Below are 23944 nucleotides of genomic sequence, written 5' to 3' on the forward strand. Positions count from 1 at the left end.
AGGGGAAACGTTTGGCTAAAGGAAAAATATACATTACCAGAAATATTCCAAATGACATCATACAACCTTTTGAAGATGCTTTTGAAATTAAAATGTGGAAAGAATCGGAGACCCCTGTGCCGAGAGATGAACTGCTTCGACAGACGCAAGATGCGGATGGGCTTGTGTGCATGTTATCCGATGCCATTGATGAAGAACTTCTTTCACAATCTCCGCAACTTAAAGTAGTAGCCAATGATGCTGTCGGTTTCGATAATATAGATCTTAAGGCGGCAAACGACAGAAATGTGGTGGTTACAAACACGCCTGATGTACTGACCGACACGACAGCTGACCTGACATTCGCTTTATTGATGGCAACAGCGAGAAGAGTTGTTGAAGCGCGAGACTATGTATTGGATGATAAATGGCAAAACTGGGCTCCTTTCCTTCTTGCTGGTCAGGACATCCATCATAAAACAATTGGTATTGTCGGTATGGGACGGATCGGTGAAGCAGTGGCCAGACGGGCAAAAGGATTTGACATGAACATTCTTTACCATAATCGTTCCCGCAAAGAAGCAGCTGAGCAAGAACTTGGAGCCACATATGTGTCTTTTGACGAATTGCTCAGGAATTCTGATTATGTCGTCGCTTTACTCCCTTTAAATAAAGACTCTGAGAAGTTGTTCAATGCGTCAGCGTTCAAACAGATGAAGTCTTCAGCCATTTTTATAAATGTGTCACGTGGAAAAACAGTGGACGAAACAGCGCTTTACAAGGCTTTAAAAGACGGAGATATCCACGCAGCAGGGCTGGACGTGTTTGAAACTGAACCGATCGATTCAACACATCCATTGCTGGAACTGGAGAATGTGGTCTGTCTGCCGCATATAGGTTCCGCGAGTTATGAAACGCGTTGGGAGATGCTCAAGCTATGTCTCGATAATATCAAAGCGGTTTTGAACGGTAATGACGCGCTCACACCGGTCAAATAAAAAACCAGGCGTTCGTTTTGAACGCCTGGACATTTAAAAGACCTGTTCGATTTCTCTCACACCGGGAACTTCAGCCATCAAGGCGCGCTCGATACCGGCTTTCAATGTGATGGTTGAGCTGGGACAGTTGCCGCAAGCGCCCATCAGACGAAGAAGTACAATTCCATCTTCATCAACATCAACGAGTTCTACGTCTCCTCCATCACGAAGCAAAAATGGACGTAATTTATTCAAAACTTCCTGTACTTGTTCCTGCATATGTCATCTTCTCCCTTCCGCTTAATATAGTATAGGATGATCTGCAGAAAAAATCTATGTCTAATTGAGAACATCAATCAATTGGTTACTTTCATTTTAACTTTAAACGCAGATTTTGTAAAATGAAATTGATGGGTTTTTCCGGAATACCGGTAAAATAAATAAAGGGGACAGCAAAATGACAAGTTCAATATTGATTACAGTGTATGGGGCTGAACAAATCTGTGCCAGCTGTGTCGGTGCACCAGGATCTAAAGATACCTACGAGTGGCTGCAAGCCGCAATTGGCCGCAAATATGAGGACGATCATATCGCTTATGAATACGTAGATATCGATCAGCCTCAAAACGATGAACAGCACCATGCGTTTGTGGAACGTATTTTTGACGAGGATTTGTTTTATCCCATTGTGTTTGTTAATAATGAAATGGTTGCAGAGGGCATACCACGCTTGAAAGAAGTTTATAAAGAACTTGATGCTTCTGGGCTAAGCAGAAATAATTGAAGTATCCGCTAGGTTGGTTGTATACTTGATAGAGAAAGAAATCGTACAAAAAGGAGGTAGTTGCATTGGCATTGCCATTTACATTAACAGACAGTGCAAGGGATCAAGTACGTGAAATGATGAAAGAAGAAGAAAATGATGTCCGGTTGCGCTTTGGCATTCAGGGCGGTGGCTGCAGCGGCTTGTCCTACAGCCTCGGTTTTGATGATGAAATAAACGAAGACTTGGATTTAACAGAAGATATAAATGGAATTCCAGTCGTTATATTTAAGCAGGATATTCCTATTATAGAAGGTACAAAAATTGACTTTAAGCAAAATATGATGGGTGGCGGGTTCGCAATTGATAACCCGAACGCCATCGTTAATTGTGGCTGCGGGTCTTCTTTCCGGGCAAAAGACAAAGAAGGCACGCCAGAAAAATGTTAATACCATACAAAAAGAACCGGTGCTAAAGCATCGGTTCTTTCTTAATAATTAAGGCGCTTCTGCTTTTTAACGTCCAGCTCCAGCGCCTATCCCCTCGAGTCATAAGCAATACCGCTACGTGGCAAAGACCGCCACTGCGCGTTCTTGCTTATGATATTCGGGGATGACCAAGGCGCTTCCGCTTTTGATCCTAAAACATGCTGGTTGAGTGTTTTGGTTGTATACGTGCTTTGGGATCGATGTATTGTTTGGCGTTGTTAATGGCAGTTGGTCCTTCTCCAAATCCTGTGGCAATCAATTTTACTTTCCCAGGATATGTGGTGATATCTCCTGCAGCATAAATTCCGGGAATGTTGGTCTCCATTTTAGTGTTGACAACAATGCTGTTTTTATCGATTTCCAATCCCCAGTCTTTGATTGGACCAAGCGTTGAGACAAACCCATAATTACATAACACAGCATCGACATCTAAGGTGATCTTGTCATCGCCCTTAACTTCTTCAAGCTTCAGCTGATTAATTTGATCGGTTCCGGAAACATCAATCGGTACATAAGGGGTAAGGATATTAACAGTCGAGTCCATTAGTTGGGCCACACTGCTTTCATGTGCTCTGAAAGAATCACGACGGTGAATCAAGGTGACTTTTTTAGCAATGGGTTCCAACATCAAGGCCCAGTCCACAGCCGAATCGCCACCGCCTAGTAATGCCACATGTTTATCCTTGTAATGGTTCATGTCTTTCACATGATAATGCAAATTGATATCTTCAAATTGTTCTGAGCCTTCAATCTTAAGGCGTCTGGGCTGGAATGCGCCATTTCCGGCTGTGATAATGATGGTTTTTGTGAAATGTTTGTCACCCGTATTGGATGTGAGTTCAAATGTTCCATCCTCATGTTTAACCACTGTTTCGATGGCCTGGCCGAGCACAATATCCGGATTGAATAAACGTGCTTGTTCCTCTAGGTTGTCGATCAGTTCTTGGGCGCGAACTTTCGGAAAACCAGCTACGTCATATATATACTTCTCGGGATACAGAGCTGTCAATTGGCCGCCTGTGTGAGGCAAGCTTTCAATGATTTTGACACTGGCCTGGCGCATACCGCCATAAAACGCGGTAAATAAACCGGTGGGCCCCGCTCCGAGAATGGTTATATCGTATATTTTATCTGTCATGGTCTGTCCCCTCCATTAATAACATATAGAAAGAAAACGACTCTTTCTGTCTTGCATCCACAAATATAGTATCATAAAAATGCATGGCATTGCATTGTTCGTGAGTTGTAAACAACGAAAGACGTTAGGTTTAATTGTGGAAAAACTTAAAAAGGGGTTGCATCAGACGTCTGAACAAGCTAATATATTTATGGTTAAAGTATTACAGTTTGGTTACAGAGTCGCCATGATTTTTGATCGACAGTTCATTAGCGACTGTTTATACGTGAACACACTCACAAGAATAGGGTAAATAGACATATAAAATAGAGATAGATAGGTGATTTAACAGTGAAGAATCCAAGCATTGTCATTTTAGGTGCGGGTTATGGGGAATCATGACCGCAGTCAAACTGCAGAAAGCTCTTGGAATTAATGAAGCACAGATTACATTGGTCAACAAACACGATTATCACTATCAGACGACTTGGCTCCATGAGAATGCGGCTGGCACCAGGCATCATGACCAGACTCGGATCCCTATCCAGGAAGTTGTTAATCTAAGTAAAATAAAATTTGTTCAGGACACAGTGATTTCGATTAAGCCAGATTCAAATAAGGTAAAACTTGCTTCAGATGAACTCGATTACGATATCCTCGTGATCGGCCTTGGTTTTGAATCAGCTACATTCGGAATACCTGGTCTCGAAGAAAATGCCTTCATGATCAACAATATAAATACTGCCCGTTTATTGCGCGAACACATTGATTACAACTTTGCCATGTATCATAATGAAGCGGAGAAAAATGATGGTCGTTTGAATATTGTGATAGGTGGCGGGGTTTTACTGGAATTGAATTTGCAGGAGAGCTGGCTAACCGAATTCCTAGGTTATGCCGGGAATATGATATTGATCCAGCCAAGGTAAGAATGATTACTATAGAAGGCGCACCAAATATAATGCCTGGGTTTGATCCTCAGCTTGCAGAATATGCCATGAATTCCCTGGAAGCTCGGGGTGTTGAATTTATCACAGGCGCCATGCTGAAATCATGCGAAAAAGATAAAGTTGTATATGAAAAAGATGGCATGAGTGAAGAAATTCCAACCTTAACAACCGTTTGGGCTGCAGGTGTAAGAGCCAATTCTATTGTGGAGAAATCCGGATTTAAAACAAACCGCGGCAAAGTTGAAGTTTGTGGGGATATGCGCACACCAGAGTATGATAATGTGTTCGTAGTCGGAGATTGTGCTTTAATTATGAACGAAGCATCCGGAAGGCCGTATCCGCCGACAGCTCAGATTGCCATTCAGGAAGCAGAAACCGCAGCACGGAATATAAAAGCATTGGTGCGCGGTGGGGATATGGAAACTTTTGAACCCAACCTCAAAGGGACTGTTGCATCACTCGGACACGATGATGCCATCGGTGTAATCTTTAAAGATACAAAGATATTCGGCTGGAAAGCAACATTTATGAAAAAAGTGATTGATAATCGTTATTTACTCAAACTTGGCGGCCCGAGTCTTATGTTGAAAAAAGGAAAGTTCAATATTTTTTACTAAAGATCTTTAAGCAAAGGCACAGAGAGGATGCCTTTGCTTTTTCGGGCTAATAAGATACACTATAGGGTGGATAAACAGGAGGGAACGACATGATTCAGGCATTTGTTGAAGTGATCTTATTTTTTGTGATGTTTTTTGGACTGGCATTTATTTTAAATATGCTGTTGCGGCGTACTTGGCTGATGTCAGGACTTTATATTATTATCATTATCATTATGATCGACGGGGTATCGACTATTGAATATTTCACCAATCCAAAATCAACTTTCAGTATCGCATGGGATAAACTGACAGGCATTGGCGCATTTGATTATATTGTGTTTTTGGCAGGTTTTATAGGGACGATCGTCTCGGGTATTGTCATTAAAAAACTAAGAAAAAGTGGCTATCAGATGTTTTAAATGAATAAAAGTGCTTCGTTTAGGGGATGATACATCAGAGAGGTGTTTTCATTGATAAAAACGAAGCATTTTTTAAAGCATTGTTTAATGATCGGATTATTCTTTGCAGCGCTCTATTCTACATTTATGTTTGTAACCAATATGTCCCTTTCAGATGTTCATACCTTCATGAACACAGAAAAAGGTGAAGAAGAAATTGCTGCAACGCCAACTGCTGCTTCAAAAGATAGAGATATAGCTTTACAGCTTAAAAATGTAAAAGCAGATAGCTCGGGCCAAGGAATGGACAAGCCTAAAACCCTTGAGGACACAATCGACTTATCGGGATACCCACGTGACCGAGTCATTGCCACTGGGTATACGGCAGGTGCTGAATCAACTGGAAAAACGTCAGACCACCCACAATACGGTATTACGTATTCAGGACTCGAAGTCGAACGTAACATTTATTCAACAATAGCAGCTGACTTGGACGTATATCCTTTAGGGACCATACTTTTTATCCCAGGTTATGGATATGGTGTGGTGGCAGATAAGGGCTCAGCAATCCAAGGGAATAAAATAGATCTTTATTACCCTACAGTTAAAGAAGTATTTGCCAATTGGGGCAAGAGAGAACTAGATGTCTATGTGATTGAAATGGGAGATGGCGATTTAACGGAAGAAACATTTAATAAACTGAATGAAACAGAAGCGTTGCAAGTATTTCGAGAACAGATTATTAATCCTTAAAAAAATGATTGAACAAAATGTGGCTTAAAAGACTTCGTGTTTGCGAGGCCGTTGAAGATCAGAAAAAACCCGAAACTGTCCATAATAAAGTGGAGGTGTTCGGGTTTTTTATGCAATCATTTTTTAGTATAAGTTATACAATAAAAAAGCGAGTATAATTCCGGAGATACTTCCAAAAAAAACTTCTATAGGCTGGTGACCGAGCAGCTCTTTTAATTCTTTGCGTTTTTCATAAGCTTCTTTTCGCTGCCAGTCTTTTGCTTCGCCGACAAAATATTGGAAATCCCTGATCAGCTGGTTAAGCAAAATGGCGTGCTCGCCTGCTTGCCTACGAACTCCCGAGGCATCAAACATAATAATAATGCTAAAGACACATGACACGGCAAACAACGTAGAGGAGACACCGTCGATGATCCCGATTCCTGTTGTAAGAGCTGAAACAGCTGCCGAATGGCTGCTGGGCATCCCGCCTGTGCTGAAAGCAAGCCCCGGCTTGAATTCATGGGTAACAATTAAGCGAATTGGTATTTTGACAACTTGGGCAAAAACGATTGCAGACAAAGCTGCAATTAAGGGGAAATTGAGTATTAAATCCATCTGTGTTGCAACATCCTTTCTGTGTTGCTTTTTTGTCTGACAATTGATATGTCTAGTTTAGCATATCTGAGACTTAAAGCATAACAGGTTCAGAAGGAAATGTTGATGATTTAGGCAAGTTGTTTTGTGCGTGTTTGTGTCCAATGAGTGGGCAGCCGTTTGCTGATTTGCACCATGAAAACTGCAGCAAGAACAGCCATGCCTGCGTCTTTAATAAGAAATGGAATCATACCACTCCAAGCCACTGTATAGGAAATTTCCAGATCAAGCCAGCTGTTCATGGCGAGATACATATAATTGACTCCAACCATATAGTTGATCGTTAACCCTGCAATTGCCCCGGTCATATAAATTCCAAGTGATGGTTTCTTTTTCTGCTCAGCAATCCACCCTGCAATAACAGCGACTAAAATAAATGATAAGATAAATCCCCCAGTAGGCTTAATAAGCTGTACGGGGCCTGCTTGTAAGTTGGCAAATACAGGGACGCCCGCTATGCCGATCAGAACATAGGTAAGAAGAGCCATTAAAGCCCGTTTCGCTCCCAACATCAGACCAGTAAGAATCGCAAAGAAGGTTTGCAGAGACAGTGGAACGCTCGCACCACCAATGGGTATTGCAAGGAACGGAAACCATACTGTAATGTTAGCTCCGATTGCCATTAAACATACAAAAACAGCTCCAAACGTTAAATCAACAGTTCTTAGTTTCAAGACTTCATCTCCTTTCATTACTATATTAAAAAGGAGAAACGGAACAATGTCAACCTTTATACGTAAAAGGTTAACAATCGGATAGACAAAAAAGATCCCTGCAACAGTTTGGCGAGGGATCCTTTGAAGAAGCTTATTGAATGATGGCATCCAAAGCAATTTCCATCATATCATTAAAGGTTGTTTGTCGTTCTTCTGCTGTCGTTTCTCCACCTGTCAGGATATGATCGGAAACGGTTAGAATGGATAATGCCTGACGACCATATTTAGCTGCAAGGGTGTATAGCGCTGTCGTTTCCATTTCAATTGCAAGCACCTTATAAGCGGCTAACAATTCATTCACTTCTTTGGCGTTGTCTCTGTAGAAAGTATCACTTGTGAAGACGTTTCCGACTTGAGTGCTTAACTTCTTCTCTTGGGTGAGATCATATGCTTTTTTGAGCAAATCAAAGTCTGCCAGTGGCGCGTAATCAATACCGCCAAAAATCATCTTGTTGACCTGTGAATCGGTTGTAGCACCTTGGGCCAGAATAACATCACGCACTTTGATGTCTTTTTGAATGGCGCCACAGCTGCCGACACGAATTAATTTTTTGACGTCATAACTCTGGATCAGCTCGTTGACATAGATTGAAATAGAGGGTACTCCCATACCAGTTCCCTGAACAGAAACGCGTTCCCCTTTGTACGTTCCAGTGAATCCATACATTCCGCGAACTTCATTATATTGAACAACATCGTCGAAATATTGTTCCGCTATGAATTTGGCACGGAGCGGATCTCCTGGTAAAAGTATTTTATCTGCAATTTCGCCTTTTTTTGCTCCAATATGTACACTCATTAAAATAAGCCTCCTGAAAGCTATATTGTTTTCCAAGTAAAAGATATCATAACCCATGTATAAAAACAAATAACTGCACAACCTATGAAGACGCATTATTCGTGTTCTAAATATCATAACTGTTTCATCATAGCGGAATTTGTATTATAATATACGTGTACTACTATTAAGTGAAACGGTTAACAACTTCTGTATGTACAATAATAAGATTATACTTGAGGAAGGATGGAAGTCGTCATGAAAGAACAAACATTTACAATTACTGCTGAAACAGGTGTCCACGCTCGTCCTGCCACATTGTTGGTGAATAAGGCGGGACAGTATCAGTCAGAGGTAGAGGTTTCATATAATGGCAAAACAGTTAATTTGAAGTCAATTATGGGCGTTATGTCACTGGGGATTCCTAAAGGAGCAGAAATCACTGTGAAGGTTGACGGAAACGATGAAGAAGATGCCATGAATGGCGTTGCTGAAGTGATTAAAGAACAATTGGGTGAATAACTTGCAATTAAGCCGGAGAAAATATAACTCTGGCTTTTATTTTTATCGGAAAAAGACTTTTGTGAGATGATGAGGTGAGAGTATGAAGATATCTGTTTCCAAACTGCCCGGAATTGGACAAAAAATTACGTTTAAAGCCTCTGAAGGCAGTATGCTGGTGATTGTTGTTCATCATACAGGAAAAAGAGAGTTATATTTTTTTGAAGACAGTGATCAGGATGAAGCTGATTTTGTAATGGATTTATCTCCTGATGAAACAAGGGAATTAGCTGCTCAACTGCTAGGGGCAACATACCAGCCCGCAGACATTGAAAAGATTCGAATGTTCAAGAAACAGATCATCGTTGATTACATTAAAATTACTGAGCAGTCACCGCTTATATACAAAACGATAGAGGAATCAGATATCCGCAACCATACAGGTGCTACAATTATCGGCATCGTGCATGGAGACGATGTCATTGCTATACCGGAAATCGATACGACATTAAAGCCGGGCGATGTCGTCATGGCAGTCGGCAAGGACGAGCAGATATCGGCATTGTCAAAGCTATGTAAAGGCGAAGGGTGATGCGTTTTGCTGGATAATTTGCCGATTTTGCTTGATGCCGGACTGATTTTAATTGGAATATTCCTCCTCGGCTTCTTTGCTTTAAAAGTCAAGATACCCAGTGTTGTGTTTTATATTCTATTCGGTATTTCATTAACTGGCCTTCTGGATCATAACCAGTTGCTTCACTTTTCAAGCGAAGTCGCTATTGTCTTGCTATTCTTTTTGCTGGGATTGGAATTCAGTACGAAACGTCTTGGAGACATTGCCAAGAAAATTTGGCATGCTGGTTTGCTTGACGTCGTGCTGAGTTTTGGCATAACGATGTTGATCGCAATTTTATTCGGCATGGATCTGATGACAGCCTTCTTGATCGGTGGTATTACGTACGCAACCAGCTCATCCATCACGGCAAAGCTTCTGGATGATAAAGGGCGCATGGCTAATACAGAAACAGAGTTCATGCTTGGTTTGCTTATCTTTGAAGACTTAGTTGCCCCAGTTGCAGTGGCAGTCATGATTGCTCTTTCAACCGGTGAGGCGTTTACAACTGGTGCGTTGCTGATTTTAGTTGGAAAAATAGTCGGTCTGGCCCTTGTCGCTATAGTGCTTGGCAAGACCTTATTTCTGCATTTTGAGGAATTTCTTGAGAAATTGGAAGAAGAGGATATCAAAATTGCTTTGCTTGTGGGAATTGCCATTTCTTACGGCGGGCTAGCAACATACTTAGGGCTCTCTGATGTTCTTGGCGCATTTCTTGCGGGCGTGATGCTTGCTGAGATTGGGAAAGTGGAACTGATCAAAGGTATTGTCACACCAGTAAGAGATTTGCTTTTGCCTACTTTTTTCGTTTACTTCGGGACAACCATTAGCCTTGGCGCTGGTGTTCCGATGCCTGTGTTGCTTGTGGTGTTGCTCATATGGTCAATTGTGGCAAAAGTGCTCGTTGGCATGATTGGCGGGAAGTGGTATGGGTTATCACCGCGCGTATCATTTAGAGCTGGGCTGTCCTTCTGTGCGCGTGGAGAGTTCTCGGTCGTCATCGCAAGTATAGCCGTTGGTGCGATAAAAGTATTCTCAGGTGTTTATATTGTCCTGGCCGCTTTTCTCGGCATGATTTTGTTTAACATGGCGCCGGCGATCACTACTAAAGTTTACGGTAAGCCTGTTAAGAAAAAGCAAGGCATCAAGGTTCCAGGTTCATAAACACAGCTTGAAAAGGCTGAGCCCCTTATGATGACAGGGAGCTCAGCCTTGGTCTGATATTACTTATGTGTAGTACAACTGATGGTACACGGTCTGTTCAAGATTTTCTAATGTCTGTAGCGCTTTATGGTTAAATGGTGTGTCTTTTTTGGATAGTTTGTTTTTCAGATCTTCAACTGCTTGTTTTAAAGAAGGACCATAGTCGGGAATAGCGCCTTCATAAGGATGAACCGCTGCTTTTTTAACATTCATTTTTTCATGTGGCGCCAGAGCCTTTCGTTCATGAAAAAAGACGCCCTCTGTCTGTCCATAATTGTGAATATCGCCTTGCAGCGGATGTTTTTCGACAGCGAGGACTTCCACTAAATACTGTTCTCCGCGGTCTTGTATGATTTTCCCTATGTATGTGCCGGATTTCTGATGGGCGCGTACGGTCTCTCCTGTATTAAATACTTGTGCCATTTTTCATTCCTCCTCTTGTCCATTGTGCCAGAATCCAGCCTGTTTGGCTAATGAACGATAATTTGCTATAATGATTTTGGAAGGACGTGAGTCACCATGATGGAGTTTTTGTATTTTCCTGAAGATAAAATGGAATATATACCGGCATTTATTTCATTAACGATATTTATGATTGGCGCAGTTGCGGCAATGTACTTTTTTTATAAAAAGTCCAAAAAAGATGAACAGGCGTTTAATGAAAAATTTGAGGAACAGCTGAAACAAGAAGAAAAACATTCAACATATAACGACCACAGTATACAATAGCCAGAATATCTCACTTGAGCGAAGCTTCTAACCGACAGAAGCTTCTTTTTGTTTGCTGCTTTTGTATAGATAATTACTGCGTATGCATATTAAGGCACAATATAAGTAAACTGCGAACTAACTTATGACTGCCTTATGCAGCCGCTCGGGGGAAACACTGCGCTTTCCGCGGGCGCTGCTGAGCCTCCTCGGTCTGCCGACCTCCGGGGTCTCATCGAGGCTTTGCATCCCGCGGGAGTCTCCGTGTTTCCCCCGAGCTAGGTGTGGAATGCTCACCTTCTTTCTCTTGCTTAAGCAGAACGGTTGAGGGTGTGAATGCGCATATAGGAGTTGGGATCACTTATAACCGGAAATAAATGCTCATAAGCAAACCGTGATTACGCATAAATCGGAATTAATAGCATAAGTGGACCTAGTACTAACTGCTAAAGAAGTGTTTACGTTCTTACTTGAATTTTGAGCAGAACCGTCCAAACACCACTTTAACATAAAGTGATTGGAGCGGAGGGAAGACTCCTGCGGGAACAGCACGAGTCTGAAGACCCCACAGTGAGCACATTAAGGATGGTCGACTAAGACCGTCCTTTGCGGACAACGTCGACATACCCCTTGCCGGGGCAAGGAGGATGAAGCCGTGCCCGCGGCTAGAAGACACTGTGAAAGTGTCCTTCTTGAACAGATGTCGCACTTGAGCTGTGATAAAGTTAAAGCGACTTCCCGCAGCGCAAATCACGATACTTTCATTGTGGTGGTTAGTTGCCAGAAGCAGCCATCCAAGTTTTCATTAGTTCGCATTTTGTGTCGACTATTTATGATAAAGGGGATTTGTTTACATATTTAATCAGGATTCGGCAAAAAGTATCAGTGAAAGGAAGTATGGCGTATGCGTGTATTTATTTTGACACTGATGCTTTTTCTGATGGCCTGTCAGCAGCAGGAGGATACCACACGAGATGTGGATATGTATAACTCATCTGGGGATATGATTGGTACAGCGAAATTATCGGAATCTCCAGAGGGTGTGAATGTTAAATTGAAGTTGGAAGGTCTGATTCCCGGTTTTCACGGAATCCATGTTCATGAATTTCCTAAATGTGAGGGTCCGGATTTTAAAAGCGCAGGGAATCATTTTAATCCTGAAGGCAAAGAACATGGGCTGTTGCATCCGGAAGGTCCACATTTAGGAGACTTGCCAAATATTGAGGCAGACAGTGGCGGATTGGTAGACGCTGAGCTTATGGTGAGTGGGGCAACGCTTCTTGACGGCAAGAAGTCTATCCTGCAAGGAGAGGGAACGTCACTGATTATACAGGAAGGGCCTGATGACGGCATGAGTCAGCCTGGTGGTGATGCAGGCGCACGAATTGTCTGTGGTGTTATTAAAACAGATGAAGAGGCTGGTGGTGAAGAAAGCCCCACAGACCCTACAGATTTCAATGAAGAACAAGAAGAGTAACGATGCTTAAAAAAGAGGGGTGTATGCCCCTCTTTTTAAAAGCGTCTATTAACCGCCTCCACCACTCGCGTGACGCCTTCTTCCAAAGTTTCATGCGGGCAGGCAATGTTCATGCGCATATATTGAGAGCCTTCTTCACCATATGCAGCCCCATTATTTAAACCAACTTTCGCTTCTTTAACAAGAAAGTCTTTAATTTCTTCATTTGTCATACCTAACTTACTGAAATCAATCCAAAGAAGATAAGTCCCCTCAGGCTCTAGAACGTTTAATTTGCCGTTTGTATCTTCTGTTAATCGTTTTATAACATAGGTCTTATGGGATTCCAAAGTCGTCATCAATTCGTCCAGCCATTTTTCACCGCACCGATAGGCCGCTTCAAGAGCAAAATTGCCCATTGTGTTCAACATTTTAAGCCCCTGTTTTTCAAAAGCTTCATCAAGCTGTTTGCGTTTGTCGTCATCTTCAGTAATTATGTAAGATGCTTGCAAACCAGCGAGATTGAATGTTTTTGAAGGGGACATACAGGTAATGGTCTGCTTTTTGATGTCATTTGACAAAGATGCAAGCGGGATATGTTTAAAGCCTGGATAAACCAAGTCACAATGAATTTCATCTGAAATCATTAGAACATCATATTCAAGACACAATTCAGCCATCCTTTGAAGTTCATCCTTTGTCCAGACACGGCCGACTGGGTTGTGAGGCGAGCACAAGATAAAAGCTTTAACCCCTTGCTTTAATTTATTTTCAAAATCCTCAAAGTCAATGGTGTAGTAACCATTTGTTTCAGTGAGTGGATTTTTAATCAATGTCCGGTCATGCTGTTCGATCACGCTGTAGAATGGTGTATAGACAGGAGATTGAATAAGGATGCTGTCTCCCGGTTCTGTAAACGTCTGAACTGCAATATGCAGGCTTGTTACCACGCCAGGACTAAAGGTTAACCATTCCCCCTGAATGTCCCAGTTATGCCTTTTGCTGATCCAATCTATAATGGCGGAGTGGATATCATTGTCAATGCTTGTATAACCATATACGCCATGATCGACCCGCTTTTGCAATGCTTGGGTCACGGCCTCAGGCGCTTTGAAATCCATGTCAGCCACCCACATTGGCAAGACGTCATCTGTTTCAAATAATAACTGAAGTGCGTCCCATTTGACCGAACGTGTGTTTTTGCGGTCAAGAAGTTGCTCAAACTGTCTCATCTTTAAACCTCCAAATATCAAATTAACTATATTATAACGTACAATCACCATTTACCATATGAATTGAGCTAACAGCTCGGGTATTTTATAATTTCCTAAGAAATAAAAAAAGACAAAGCGAGGGTTCGCTTTGTCCACAGGGGGAATACGAGAAAGTCTTACGTTATTAGTATTACCCCTGTGTATAAATTATAAACCTCCAAGAGTAGAAATTTATAATCTTTTTTCAAGTATTTTTCTTTGTTCTTCAAAGCCCGGCTTGCCTAAAAGGGCAAACATGTTTTGTTTATAGGCTTCAACACCTGGCTGGTCAAATGGGTTAACTCCGAGTAAATAGCCGCTTAAAGCACATGCTTTTTCAAAGAAATAAACGAGATACCCAAATGAATCAGCATCAAGTGCTGGAATTTCCACAACCAGGTTTGGAACGCCCCCATCTGTATGGGCAAGTAAAGTGCCCTTAAATGCCTGGTCGTTAATATCATGAAGGTCCATACCTGCTAAATAATTAAGTCCATCTGTATCATCTTCGGTTGCCTCAACTGACAATTGATGACGTGATTGTCCCACATGCAGAACTGTCTCATATATATCACGTCTACCCTCTTGAATATATTGTCCCAGTGAGTGCAGATCAGTCGAAAAATTGGCTGAAGAAGGGAAGACGCCTTTATGGTCTTTTCCTTCACTTTCGCCAAATAACTGTTTCCACCACTCAGCGAAATATTGTAAGTGTGGTTCATAGTTCACAAGCATTTCAATCGTTTTGCCTTTATTGTATAGAACCTGACGAACTGCTGCATATTGATAAGCCGGGTTTTGCTTGATGTCGGGTTCATTAAGGTCTTCCATGGCTCTCTTGGCCCCGTTCATCATATCTTTAATCGATATGCCAGCAGCGGCAATTGGAAGAAGGCCGACGGGGGTCAGAACAGAATAACGGCCTCCTACATCGTCTGGAATAACGAATGTTTCATAGCCTTCACTGTCCGCAACTGTTTTAAGGGCGCCTTTTTTACGGTCTGTGGTCGCATAGATACGTTTGCCTGCTTCTTCTTTGCCATACTTTTGCTCAAGATACTTCTTGAAAATACGAAATGCCAAAGCAGGTTCTGTGGTAGTGCCACTTTTTGAAATCACATTGATAGAGACATCTTTATCTTCGAGCACATCAAACAGATCTTTCATATACGTGGCGCTCATATGATGTCCAACGAAGAGGATTTGCGGTGTTTGTCGTTTTTCTTTCGGCAACAAGTTCTGGAAAGAATGTCCAAGCATATCGATTGCGGCGCGAGCTCCAAGGTAAGAACCGCCTATTCCAATCACAAGGAGCACATCAGAATCGTGCCGGATTTTCTCCGCAGAAGCTTGAATCCTCGCAAATTCTTCTTTATCAAATGTTTCATGGAGATCAACCCAGCCAAGGAAGTCTTTGCCTTGTCCGGTTTTGTTATGAATCATCTGATGAGCTGTCTCTACAAAAGGAGCAAGGTAGTCCAGTTCCTTTTCTTCAAAAAAGGGTCTGGCATTGTCATGATTAAATTTAATATGTGTCATAGTTACCTCCTGAAGAATAGATACTTGATAATGTAACTTTATCGAAAACAGGCATTGAAAGCAAGACAGGTCAACTTGCGCCATACAAAAAGCTGTTCACATTTTAACGTTATGTGAACAGCTTTTTTTAGTAGGTTTATTTTTTAAATGTGGAGGACTGTTCGATCCAGTCTTCAAGTTTGTCTTTAAGTGTGTTAAAGCCTGAAGCGTTAACGTCCTGCTCTTTTTGTTTCGGTTTTTGTTTCTCTTGCTTTTGCGGTGCTTCTTGAGTAGCTCGGATTGATAAGGAAACTTTATTGTTGGCCTCATCCACGCGCAAGACTTTAACTTGAACTTCATCCCCTACAGATAGATAGTCATTCACATCGTTGACATACCCGTGTGTGATTTCAGAAATATGCACCAGACCTTGTGTTTCTTCGTCCAGTGCGACAAAGGCACCATAAGATTGGATGCCTGCAACCTTTCCTGTCAAAACTTGACCTGTTTCAAATTTGCCTGACATACTGTAACAACTCCCATATTTATTCGATTCTTGTTTGCACAATTAAACATTATAGCATGAAAAAAAGCATGCGACAATTATTCAGGCGCTTTTTTATTTGTCCAACTGGCAAACATCAGAAGGGTATCCGTGTTTTTAAACGTATAGTTGGGTCCCGGATTTATTATCCATTTGTCTTCACGAATCACGCCGAGCAATATTTGGTGTTGTTCAAGGAGTGCCGCCGACGCTTCTTGGAAAGTTTTGTATGACTCTATTTGGTCATAAGAGACCTGTTTAAATTGTTGGTTATTTAGAAGTTGTAAAATGTTTTCAAAGGGAGTTGCATGTGGGGTGTGCATGAGTTCGTGATACAGCAATGTGCTTAAAAAGTCATTTGGGCGAATGATCGTGGTCGCTCCTGCACGTTTAGCATTATTAATATGTTTATCTGTTAGGATTTCTGTTACAACCGGAACTTTTTGATGATGCCCTCTGACAGCAAGAGCAGTCAGAATGGTCATTCGATCTGCTTGGTCTTCACTCTGACTTGTATTAGCTGTAATCAACACACGCTCAGCACTGTATACCCCCGCTTTTTCAAGAGTGAGATCGAGGGCAGGATTGCCGTGAATATAGTGAATGAATGAATGGGTCTCTGGTTTTGTTTTTAAAGTTTGGTCAATCACAATAACAGCTTTGGAAGGATCTTTTTGATATACCATTTCTATTAGCTGGCGTGTCCGTTCATTCCAGCCAATAAAGATGAAATGATCAACACCGTTATAAGCAAGCTCCCCATGTCTTTCTTTGAACTTCCGGTCAACAGCTACAGCTGATAAGGTTGTTATATAATACGCGAGCATCCCGCCACCAGTCAAAATAATCATGATACCGATGAGTCTCCCGGGTGTGCTGAGCGGAACATAGTCGCCATACCCTACCGTTGCACCGGTGACAAACGCCCACCAGACGCCATCAAATATTGTAGGAAATTGTTTAGGTTCTATAAGATGAACCGCCGTTCCAAAGAGAGTCATAATAAGGGTGATCCCAATTAAAAGGCGGATGAGCTTGGGGATGCTTACATAAATATGTTTGAGTAATGATACATTCATAATGTCACCTGCGTTTTCTTTTAGTATCTGTAAAGAGATGAGGTTAATATACGCAGGAAATGATAATCACCGGCCCCACATATGTGGAGTCGGTGATTTGTTTTAAAGTGATGATTCAAGACGCTGTTTGATGCTGTCATAAACATCTTTCCAGTAACGGGGGTTATCGCGATATGATTTGGTGAGAAAAAGATACATTTCTTTTTTCTTTTCATCATGATCGGCATCATCTTGCGGCGGGAGGGAGGACAAAGAGTGATTAACGAACGTCTGTATGACATCGGCACGGGGGCCCCATTTGGCAACTTCATTACCTTCTTCGTCAATAAAAATGAAAATAGGGATGGAGCGAGATTTGCCGTTGGTTAGATATTGATCCATCAAGTCTAGGTTTGTATCTCTTTGAAGAATACTGACAGGCATATTTGCTGCTTCTGCAATGTTCAGCAGTACAGGAACGTTCAGCATTGCATCTCCACACCAATCTTCTGTTAACACAATTACCCTTAAACTCCTATCTTTTAAGGCTTGGAGAAAAGCCTCATCATCAGGTATTTGAAACTGCTCATAAATGTGCTGTGTTTCGTCTTGAAAATGATTCATAGCATTTATATATTTTTCTGGTGTCATCCCAATTGAGAACCAATCGTTAAGATTCAAATAAAACGCCTCCTTGGTTTTTGTGTACTTATTTAAATTGTAATCGGGGAAACGCGTCAGGTAAATCAAAGAGCTCTGAAAAAGACAATTTTATGGAAATATAGTATAGTATGCACGTAGCACAATGATATTGGGAGATGGTTATATTGAATAAAGAAGATTTGAAGCAAGACTTCTTAATTGAACTGTTGAATACACCGTCGCCATCCGGACAAGAGATGGACATCCAAAAGAAATGGATCAATTATGTTGAAAAATTTGCAGATGAAATTAGAACGGATCACGCAGGTAATGCTATTGGTATTTTAAATCCTGATGCACCGTTTAAAGTGCTGCTCGCCGGCCATTGTGATGAAATTGCGCTTGTGATTAACAGGATAGATGAAAGCGGCTATCTTCACTTTGATAAAGTTGGAGGCGTTAATCCTAAATCAGCGGTAGGGATGAAAGTGACTGTATTAGGACTGCATGATTCCGTTACAGGAGTGATTGGTGTTAACGCCCAACATCATGGAGGTCTGAAGGATGACTTCGGGCTTGAGGATTTGTTTATTGACTGCGGATACCCATCTAAAGAAGAAGCTGAAAAAGATGTTCAAATAGGCGATATGGCTGTTTACAAGACAACGCCTGAGATCATGCAAGAACGTTATGTCTCAGGAAGAGGTCTTGACAATCGTACGGGGGCATTTATTGTAGCAGAAGTACTCCGACAGTTGTCAAAGGAAGACTTGAATGTAGGGGTTTATGCAGCCAGCACGGTTAATGAAGAAACGAATATGGGCGGCGCATATTTCGCAGCCGCCGGCATTGAACCAACTATGGCGATTGCATGTGACGTTACCTTTGCAACGGACTATCCTGGAGTGAATACCAATAAGCACGGTGATATCACCCTTGATGGTGGACCAGTTCTAGCAAAGGGTGCACCGATTAACCGTAAAATAAATCAATTGCTGGAGCAAACTGCCAGAAAGCTGAATATTAAACTCCAATATGAACTTACCACTGCCATGACAGGAACAGATGCCGACAGAATGCGTTTAACGGGTCAGGGTGTTCCGGTATCACTTGTTTCCCTCCCACTCCGATATATGCATTCACCTGTCGAAACAGCAGCTTTTAAAGATATAAAAGAAGAAATCACACTTCTTGTTGAAATGATCAGTACCATGACAGGCGAAGAAAGTTTGAATCCGCTTGATGATTAAATAAGATTTGGGCCAGAACCGCTTTGCATATTGAGATGCAGAGCGGTTTTTGAGTTGCTTATGATTTTCGGGGGTGACCAAGGCGTTTCCGCTTTTGTTCAGTGAAATCAATTCGAGTCGTTCTGTATCTTTAGTCTGAAGGATTATAAGTTAAATGCTTCTAAGGACATGGTTAAGCCAATTATATACCTTATTTTGCAGGCTAAACGATTCAGAGGGTGCTGTAAAAAGGGGCGCAATGAACAATTCTTTCATGAATGATAGATATAAAGTAATGTTTATTTGGCTTAAAGTTGAAATTCAAGTATGTAGGTATAACGTACCGAGGTCAATAACCCTTGATATATCAAGGGTTCACACACATTTCAAAATCACGCTAGGACTTTAACCCAGTTATCAATATTTACAGACTATTACTAATTAACCAATTTAGAAAAATCGGAATAAATTCGACAATAATCGACACAATTAGGCATTGAGGGCATGTATAGTTGAATGTGACAACTCAGAACGGCGGACAGTACAAACCGATCATACAAGGGGGGAATACATCTGATCAGTGCTGTCACCTGCTGCAGAAGTTGAAAAATAAGGGGAGGAATCAATTTTGGGGAAAAGACGTAAGCTTCAAATCCGCACATTTAGCATTTTGTCGACTCTCATCATGATTTTCTCGCTCATTTTACCAGGCATGACTGTTGCCGCTCAGGCTGATGGCAAAGTGCATCACGCACTTAATGACTCAAAGGCAGCGGCAAAAGAAAAAATGAGCAATCGTCTCCAAGATGTCTTCAAAGAACAGGACAAAGTCACTTTCCTTGTTAAGTTTAAGGAAAAAGCCGATACGAATAAAGCGGCTACAGAAGGAATAGCGAAAGCGCAAAAAGCCAATCTTTCCGGCTATAGAACAGAGCTTATGCAGCGTTCCTCTGTCATATCAGCTTTGAAGACAACATCAATTGAATCGCAGCAGGATGTTAAAACATATGTGGAACAGGAAATAGAAAATGGCAATGCAGATGAGTTTAACAGCTACTATATTGTCAATGGCATGGCTGTAACAGCGACAAAAGAAGTTGCTAAGAAAATCGCAGCTTTTGCTGAGGTAGAGAAAATACTACCAAACGAAACAAGGGAGTTGTTTTCGTCAACCATTGCTCCTGCATTGGACAAGCCTAAAGCGGATGTTGCAGATGACGTTGAGTGGAACGTTGATCGTGTTGCTGCACCACAAGCATGGGACATGGGGGTTGACGGAACCGGCACTGTTGTCGCTTCCATTGATACAGGTGTTCAGTGGGATCATGCAGCCTTAAAAGAAAAGTATCGTGGATATGATGAGGCAACAGGGGAAGTAAACCATGATTATAACTGGTTCGATGCCACTGTTGGAAACAGCGTGCCATATGATGATCAAGGACATGGCACACATGTTACGGGTACGATGGTTGGTGGAGAACCAAGTGGAAGCAATCAGGTCGGAGTTGCCCCTGGTGCCGAGTGGATTGCTGTCAAAGCATTTACAGAAGATGGTGGATCTGACACGGATCTTCTCGCAGCGGCTGAATGGATCATGGCTCCAACTGACGCTGATGGAAATGAACGTGTAGACATGGCTCCGGATGTTGTCAATAACTCCTGGGGCGGTGGAGCTGGTCTGGATGAGTGGTACCGTGATGTTGTTATTGCATGGCGTAATGCCAACATCTTCCCGGAATTTTCAGCAGGTAACACAACACTACTCAATCCGGGTGGACCTGGATCGATTGCGAACCCTGCTAACTATCCGGAATCATTTGCCACTGGTGCAACAGATATTGATGATAACTTAGCTGAGTTTTCTCTCAGAGGTCCATCTCCTTATGATGAGATCAAACCTGATATCTCTGCACCTGGTGTCAACATTCGGTCATCGGTTCCAGGTGACGGTTATGCAAATTATAACGGGACATCCATGTCAGGGCCGGCAGTATCGGCTGTAGCAGCGATGCTAAAACAAGCTGATCCTAACTTAACTGTGGATGATATGGAAGAGATTCTTCTTAATACAGCGATACCAATGACAGATGGAGAATACCCTGAATCTCCAAACAACGGCTATGGATATGGACTTGTCAATGCGTATGAGGCTGTATCTACCATTGTAAGCGGACTCGGTACGATTGAAGGTGTCGTAACAAAAGATGGTGAAGACACAGAAGCACCCGAATTTAACCACGAAGGACCATCTGAAACGTATACAGGCATGGATTTGAATTTGGAAATTGATGTTACAGATAATGTCAGTGTAACGTCTGTCGAACTGACTTACAATGCAGACGACGGACAAACTGAGACAGTTGAAGCAGAACGTATTGCCGGTGACTTCAAAGATGGATCTTACAAGGCTGTCATTCCAGGTGATGCGATTAACGGCAGCGAACTGACTTACAGTTGGACCATCAATGACTTTGGAAATAATGAAGTCACGAGTGATGCATATGTTGTGGAAATTAAAGAAGGCATCTCCCACGGCTATTTCGAGGACTTTGAAGCGGCTCCAGCCGGCTGGTATTCCTTTGGTGATAATGACAGCTGGGAACGCGGGGTACCGACTTCAGGACCTGAAGAAGCTGTTTCAGGTGAAAATGTATATGCAACAAACTTGTCAGGAAAGTATGACAACAACATGGACGCAACACTTGCTATGCCACCTGTGACATTGCCAGAAGGGGAAACCTACTTGCAATTTGAACACTGGTATGACCTGGAGATATTCTCCTCAGGTAATGCGTATGACTTTGGATATGTCGTGGTGTCCACAGATGGTGAAAACTGGACACAAGTTACCACGTATGAAGGCCTTTCTGATGGCTGGGAAAGTGCAGAAGTTGATTTGAGTGAATACAGCGGTCAGACGATCTTTGTTGGTTTCCAGGCCACATCAGACTTTTCAGGGACGTATGATGGCTGGTATATCGACGATGTCGGACTTTCCGCCACATCAAATGCTTCCAAAGTCAGCAACGGGCTTCATGGTTCAAACCAAGTGCAGCCTGTTAAAGAAGACAGCACATCTCTGAAAGATGAGGCGAATAGACTTTCTTCACTTCCAATGCGTGCTCAAGTGACTGTCCTTGAAACTGAACGTTCTACAACGACTGACCCAGCTACAGGCGGTTACAGTATGAAACACGCCCCTGGAGACTACACAGTCAAGGCTGAAGCTTATGGCTTTGCATCTGAAGAGCAAGCTGTAGAGGTCGTTGATGAGGGTACGGCTACTGCAAATTTTAATTTGCAAGAATTGCCTACAGGAACAGTTACAGGAACAGTTACACATGAAAAAACTGGTGAGCCAATTGAAGGTGCAACACTTCTATTGAAAGAAGACGCAAACATTGCGCCGGTGGAAACAGATGCGAATGGGGCGTATAGCCTTACAGCATACGAAGGCGAATACACCTTGAAAGTTATGGCTCAAGATTTCCACAGTACTGAAGTATCAGTGGTTATTGATGGCTCGGTTACGCAAGACATTACTCTAGAGCCGTTCTACACAATACCCGGTGGTGAAATCGGTTATGATGACGGCACAGCAGAGAACGCCCGTGCATTTTACGATGCCGGTAACGGGTGGGCTGTTAAAATGTCACTCCCTGAAGGAAAAGAGCAAGCCGTTGTGACTGACGGTGTTTTCCAGTTCCATGACACAGATTTTCCGAGCCCTGGTGACACACCATTTGCAGTTGAAGTATGGAGCGCTGGAGAAGACGGCATGCCTGATGAAAAGTTAGCAGGCCCGATTGATGCTGAAGCCATAAGGGATCTGGATCAGTGGACGGTGGTTGATCTGAGAGATGAGAACATCATCGTTGATGGAGATTTCTTTATGCTATACAGACAGACGGATGACAATCCATTCGTACCAGGTCTTGCTACTGATGAAAGCAGTCCAAATGCCGGACGCAGTTATCAGGTGGTATCTGGCACATGGTCGCAATCTCCTGCTGACGAAGGCAACTATATGATTCGTGCACGTGTTGCCTATGAAGTAGGTGCGCCAGAGATCACTTCTCCTGAAGAAGGCAAGATCACAAATGAACCAAGCATTACTGTCGAAGGAACCGCTTCACCAGAAACGACGGTAAAGCTAATCAACAACAACGAAGAAGTTGATAGTCAAGAGATTGGTGACGATGGCCAGTTTGCAATTGACGTGTCGTTAACAGAGGGCGACAATGAACTGAAAGCAGTAGCTATGGTTAATGGCGAGGAAGCCAAAGCGTCTGAACCTGTGAATGTGACGCTTGATACTGAACTTCCTGAGCTAACGATCGACAGTCCACAAGATGGTGATAAGACAAATCGTGAGACAGCTACTGTTGAAGGAAATGTGTCTGATGAGCATCTTGATACTGTTACCGTTAACGGACAGGAGGCAAACGTAGCTGGGGATGGTTCATACTCGAAGCGGATATTGCTCGATCCGGGTGAAAATCAGATTGAAGTGATCGCTACTGACCTTGCTGGCAATGCCGTAACGAAGACTGTTACAATTAACGCCAAGTACACAGCACCTGAGATCAGCAATTTAACACCTACAGAGGATAAGGATTTGAAAGCAGGCCAAAGCGTCAAAATTGAATTTGACAGCGAGCCTGGTCTGAACGCAACTTTCAGCATCTTGATGCCACTTACGAATGTTGGAGCACAAGTGTCAAATGCCATTGAATTGCCGATGATGGAAACTTCAGAGGGCCATTATGTCGGCTACTGGACAGCCCGAGCAATGTAGTCGCTGACGGCGCTGTTATCGAAGTTAAAGTTAAAGATGATTATGGCAACAAGACAACGAAGCGTGCAGAAGGTGAACTTAAGATCAACGTCGATGATAACGACGCCTCTGGTAAAGACAAACCAAAGGACAAAAAGAAAGAAAAACAAAAGCCATCTATTGGTGCAAAAGGAAGCAAGAACTAACGTAAAGGCAACTGGCTCAGCGATTGAACGCTGAGCCAGTTTTTTAGTGTGAATAAGTGTGAAGAATTATAAACAAAATGGT

At 42.4% G+C, this 23944-nt stretch carries 22 protein-coding genes and 2 pseudogenes; 13 read left to right on the forward strand and 11 right to left on the reverse strand.

Going from position 1 to position 23944, the window contains the following annotated elements; translation table 11 throughout:
- Positions 1-11 precede the first annotated feature (11 nt).
- Complete coding sequence (locus JNUCC1_RS14265) at positions 12-977, forward strand: 2-hydroxyacid dehydrogenase (RefSeq protein ID WP_156646081.1); 966 nt, start codon at positions 12-14, stop codon at positions 975-977.
- A gap of 33 nt (positions 978-1010) precedes the next feature.
- Here the strand turns inward: JNUCC1_RS14265 and JNUCC1_RS14270 are convergent, their stop codons facing one another.
- Entirely contained in the window at positions 1011-1235 is a 225-nt protein-coding gene (locus tag JNUCC1_RS14270; protein WP_156646082.1) for a NifU family protein, read from the reverse strand.
- A 178-nt stretch (positions 1236-1413) separates the two neighbouring features.
- Between JNUCC1_RS14270 and JNUCC1_RS14275 the strand changes: the two genes are divergently transcribed.
- Positions 1414-1740, forward strand: a complete 327-nt coding sequence (locus JNUCC1_RS14275; protein ID WP_156646083.1) for a YuzD family protein — start codon at positions 1414-1416, stop codon at positions 1738-1740.
- 71 nt (positions 1741-1811) lie between these two features.
- Entirely contained in the window at positions 1812-2168 is a 357-nt protein-coding gene (locus JNUCC1_RS14280; protein ID WP_156647138.1) for a HesB/IscA family protein, read from the forward strand.
- Between the two features lie 190 nt (positions 2169-2358).
- On the opposite strand, the gene JNUCC1_RS14285 is transcribed toward JNUCC1_RS14280, so the two are convergent.
- A complete protein-coding gene (locus JNUCC1_RS14285; protein WP_156646084.1) occupies positions 2359-3345 on the reverse strand; it encodes an NAD(P)/FAD-dependent oxidoreductase in 987 nt (328 codons plus the stop codon).
- Between the two features lie 330 nt (positions 3346-3675).
- Between JNUCC1_RS14285 and JNUCC1_RS14290 the strand changes: the two are divergent.
- The 3 genes and pseudogenes from JNUCC1_RS14290 to JNUCC1_RS14300 all read left to right on the forward strand — a co-directional run bounded on the left by JNUCC1_RS14290 (position 3676) and on the right by JNUCC1_RS14300 (position 6024).
- A pseudogene (locus tag JNUCC1_RS14290) lies at positions 3676-4891 on the forward strand (NAD(P)/FAD-dependent oxidoreductase).
- 89 nt (positions 4892-4980) lie between these two features.
- Entirely contained in the window at positions 4981-5292 is a 312-nt protein-coding gene (locus tag JNUCC1_RS14295; RefSeq protein ID WP_156646085.1) for a YuiB family protein, read from the forward strand.
- Positions 5293-5379: 87 nt separating this feature from the next.
- Entirely contained in the window at positions 5380-6024 is a 645-nt protein-coding gene (locus JNUCC1_RS14300; RefSeq protein WP_156647139.1) for a 3D domain-containing protein, read from the forward strand.
- A gap of 123 nt (positions 6025-6147) precedes the next feature.
- Here JNUCC1_RS14300 and JNUCC1_RS14305 read toward each other — a convergent pair whose 3' ends face one another.
- The 3 genes from JNUCC1_RS14305 to deoD form a co-directional block, all read right to left on the reverse strand.
- On the reverse strand, positions 6148-6621 hold the full coding sequence (locus JNUCC1_RS14305) for a divergent PAP2 family protein (protein WP_156646086.1): 474 nt from the start codon (positions 6619-6621) through the stop codon (positions 6148-6150).
- A gap of 110 nt (positions 6622-6731) precedes the next feature.
- Entirely contained in the window at positions 6732-7334 is a 603-nt protein-coding gene (locus JNUCC1_RS14310) for a biotin transporter BioY (protein ID WP_231784237.1), read from the reverse strand.
- 133 nt (positions 7335-7467) lie between these two features.
- Positions 7468-8175, reverse strand: a complete 708-nt coding sequence (gene deoD / locus JNUCC1_RS14315; protein WP_156646087.1) for a purine-nucleoside phosphorylase — start codon at positions 8173-8175, stop codon at positions 7468-7470.
- Between the two features lie 237 nt (positions 8176-8412).
- On the opposite strand from deoD, the gene JNUCC1_RS14320 reads away from it, so the two are divergent.
- The 3 genes from JNUCC1_RS14320 to JNUCC1_RS14330 all read left to right on the forward strand — a co-directional run bounded on the left by JNUCC1_RS14320 (position 8413) and on the right by JNUCC1_RS14330 (position 10432).
- Positions 8413-8676 (forward strand): phosphocarrier protein HPr, encoded by a 264-nt coding sequence (locus JNUCC1_RS14320; protein ID WP_156646088.1) that lies wholly within the window; start codon positions 8413-8415, stop codon positions 8674-8676.
- Positions 8677-8758: 82 nt separating this feature from the next.
- Positions 8759-9247 (forward strand): cation:proton antiporter regulatory subunit, encoded by a 489-nt coding sequence (locus JNUCC1_RS14325; protein WP_156646089.1) that lies wholly within the window; start codon positions 8759-8761, stop codon positions 9245-9247.
- A 6-nt stretch (positions 9248-9253) separates the two neighbouring features.
- On the forward strand, positions 9254-10432 hold the full coding sequence (locus JNUCC1_RS14330) for a cation:proton antiporter (protein WP_156646090.1): 1179 nt from the start codon (positions 9254-9256) through the stop codon (positions 10430-10432).
- A gap of 63 nt (positions 10433-10495) precedes the next feature.
- Here the strand turns inward: JNUCC1_RS14330 and JNUCC1_RS14335 are convergent, their stop codons facing one another.
- Positions 10496-10894, reverse strand: a complete 399-nt coding sequence (locus JNUCC1_RS14335) for a kinase-associated lipoprotein B (RefSeq protein WP_156646091.1) — start codon at positions 10892-10894, stop codon at positions 10496-10498.
- Positions 10895-10990: 96 nt separating this feature from the next.
- On the opposite strand from JNUCC1_RS14335, the gene JNUCC1_RS14340 reads away from it, so the two are divergent.
- Together JNUCC1_RS14340 and JNUCC1_RS14345 are read left to right on the forward strand one after the other, a co-directional pair.
- Positions 10991-11200: a hypothetical protein gene (locus JNUCC1_RS14340; RefSeq protein WP_156646092.1), complete on the forward strand. Its 210-nt coding sequence runs from the start codon at positions 10991-10993 to the stop codon at positions 11198-11200.
- Positions 11201-12083: 883 nt separating this feature from the next.
- A complete protein-coding gene (locus JNUCC1_RS14345) occupies positions 12084-12656 on the forward strand; it encodes a superoxide dismutase family protein (RefSeq protein ID WP_156646093.1) in 573 nt (190 codons plus the stop codon).
- A gap of 35 nt (positions 12657-12691) precedes the next feature.
- On the opposite strand, the gene JNUCC1_RS14350 is transcribed toward JNUCC1_RS14345, so the two are convergent.
- From JNUCC1_RS14350 to JNUCC1_RS14370, 5 genes are all read right to left on the reverse strand, one after another.
- Positions 12692-13867, reverse strand: coding sequence for a MalY/PatB family protein (locus tag JNUCC1_RS14350; protein WP_156646094.1), 1176 nt, complete (start codon positions 13865-13867; stop codon positions 12692-12694).
- A 213-nt stretch (positions 13868-14080) separates the two neighbouring features.
- Positions 14081-15427: a glucose-6-phosphate isomerase gene (locus JNUCC1_RS14355; RefSeq protein WP_156646095.1), complete on the reverse strand. Its 1347-nt coding sequence runs from the start codon at positions 15425-15427 to the stop codon at positions 14081-14083.
- Between the two features lie 136 nt (positions 15428-15563).
- On the reverse strand, positions 15564-15932 hold the full coding sequence (yugI, locus tag JNUCC1_RS14360) for a S1 domain-containing post-transcriptional regulator GSP13 (RefSeq protein WP_156646096.1): 369 nt from the start codon (positions 15930-15932) through the stop codon (positions 15564-15566).
- A gap of 77 nt (positions 15933-16009) precedes the next feature.
- Positions 16010-17029: a potassium channel family protein gene (locus JNUCC1_RS14365; protein WP_156646097.1), complete on the reverse strand. Its 1020-nt coding sequence runs from the start codon at positions 17027-17029 to the stop codon at positions 16010-16012.
- A gap of 102 nt (positions 17030-17131) precedes the next feature.
- On the reverse strand, positions 17132-17689 hold the full coding sequence (locus JNUCC1_RS14370) for a thioredoxin family protein (RefSeq protein ID WP_156646098.1): 558 nt from the start codon (positions 17687-17689) through the stop codon (positions 17132-17134).
- A 137-nt stretch (positions 17690-17826) separates the two neighbouring features.
- Here JNUCC1_RS14370 and JNUCC1_RS14375 point away from each other — a divergent pair, with 137 nt between their 5' ends.
- Positions 17827-18900 carry a M20/M25/M40 family metallo-hydrolase gene (locus JNUCC1_RS14375; protein ID WP_156646099.1) on the forward strand — a complete coding sequence of 358 codons (1074 nt, stop codon included), beginning with the start codon at positions 17827-17829 and terminating at the stop codon, positions 18898-18900.
- A gap of 664 nt (positions 18901-19564) precedes the next feature.
- Positions 19565-23862, forward strand: a pseudogene (locus JNUCC1_RS14380) (S8 family serine peptidase).
- Positions 23863-23944: the final 82 nt, after the last annotated feature.

This window comes from Lentibacillus sp. JNUCC-1 (assembly GCF_009741735.1).
GTDB lineage: Bacteria > Bacillota > Bacilli > Bacillales > Amphibacillaceae > Lentibacillus_B.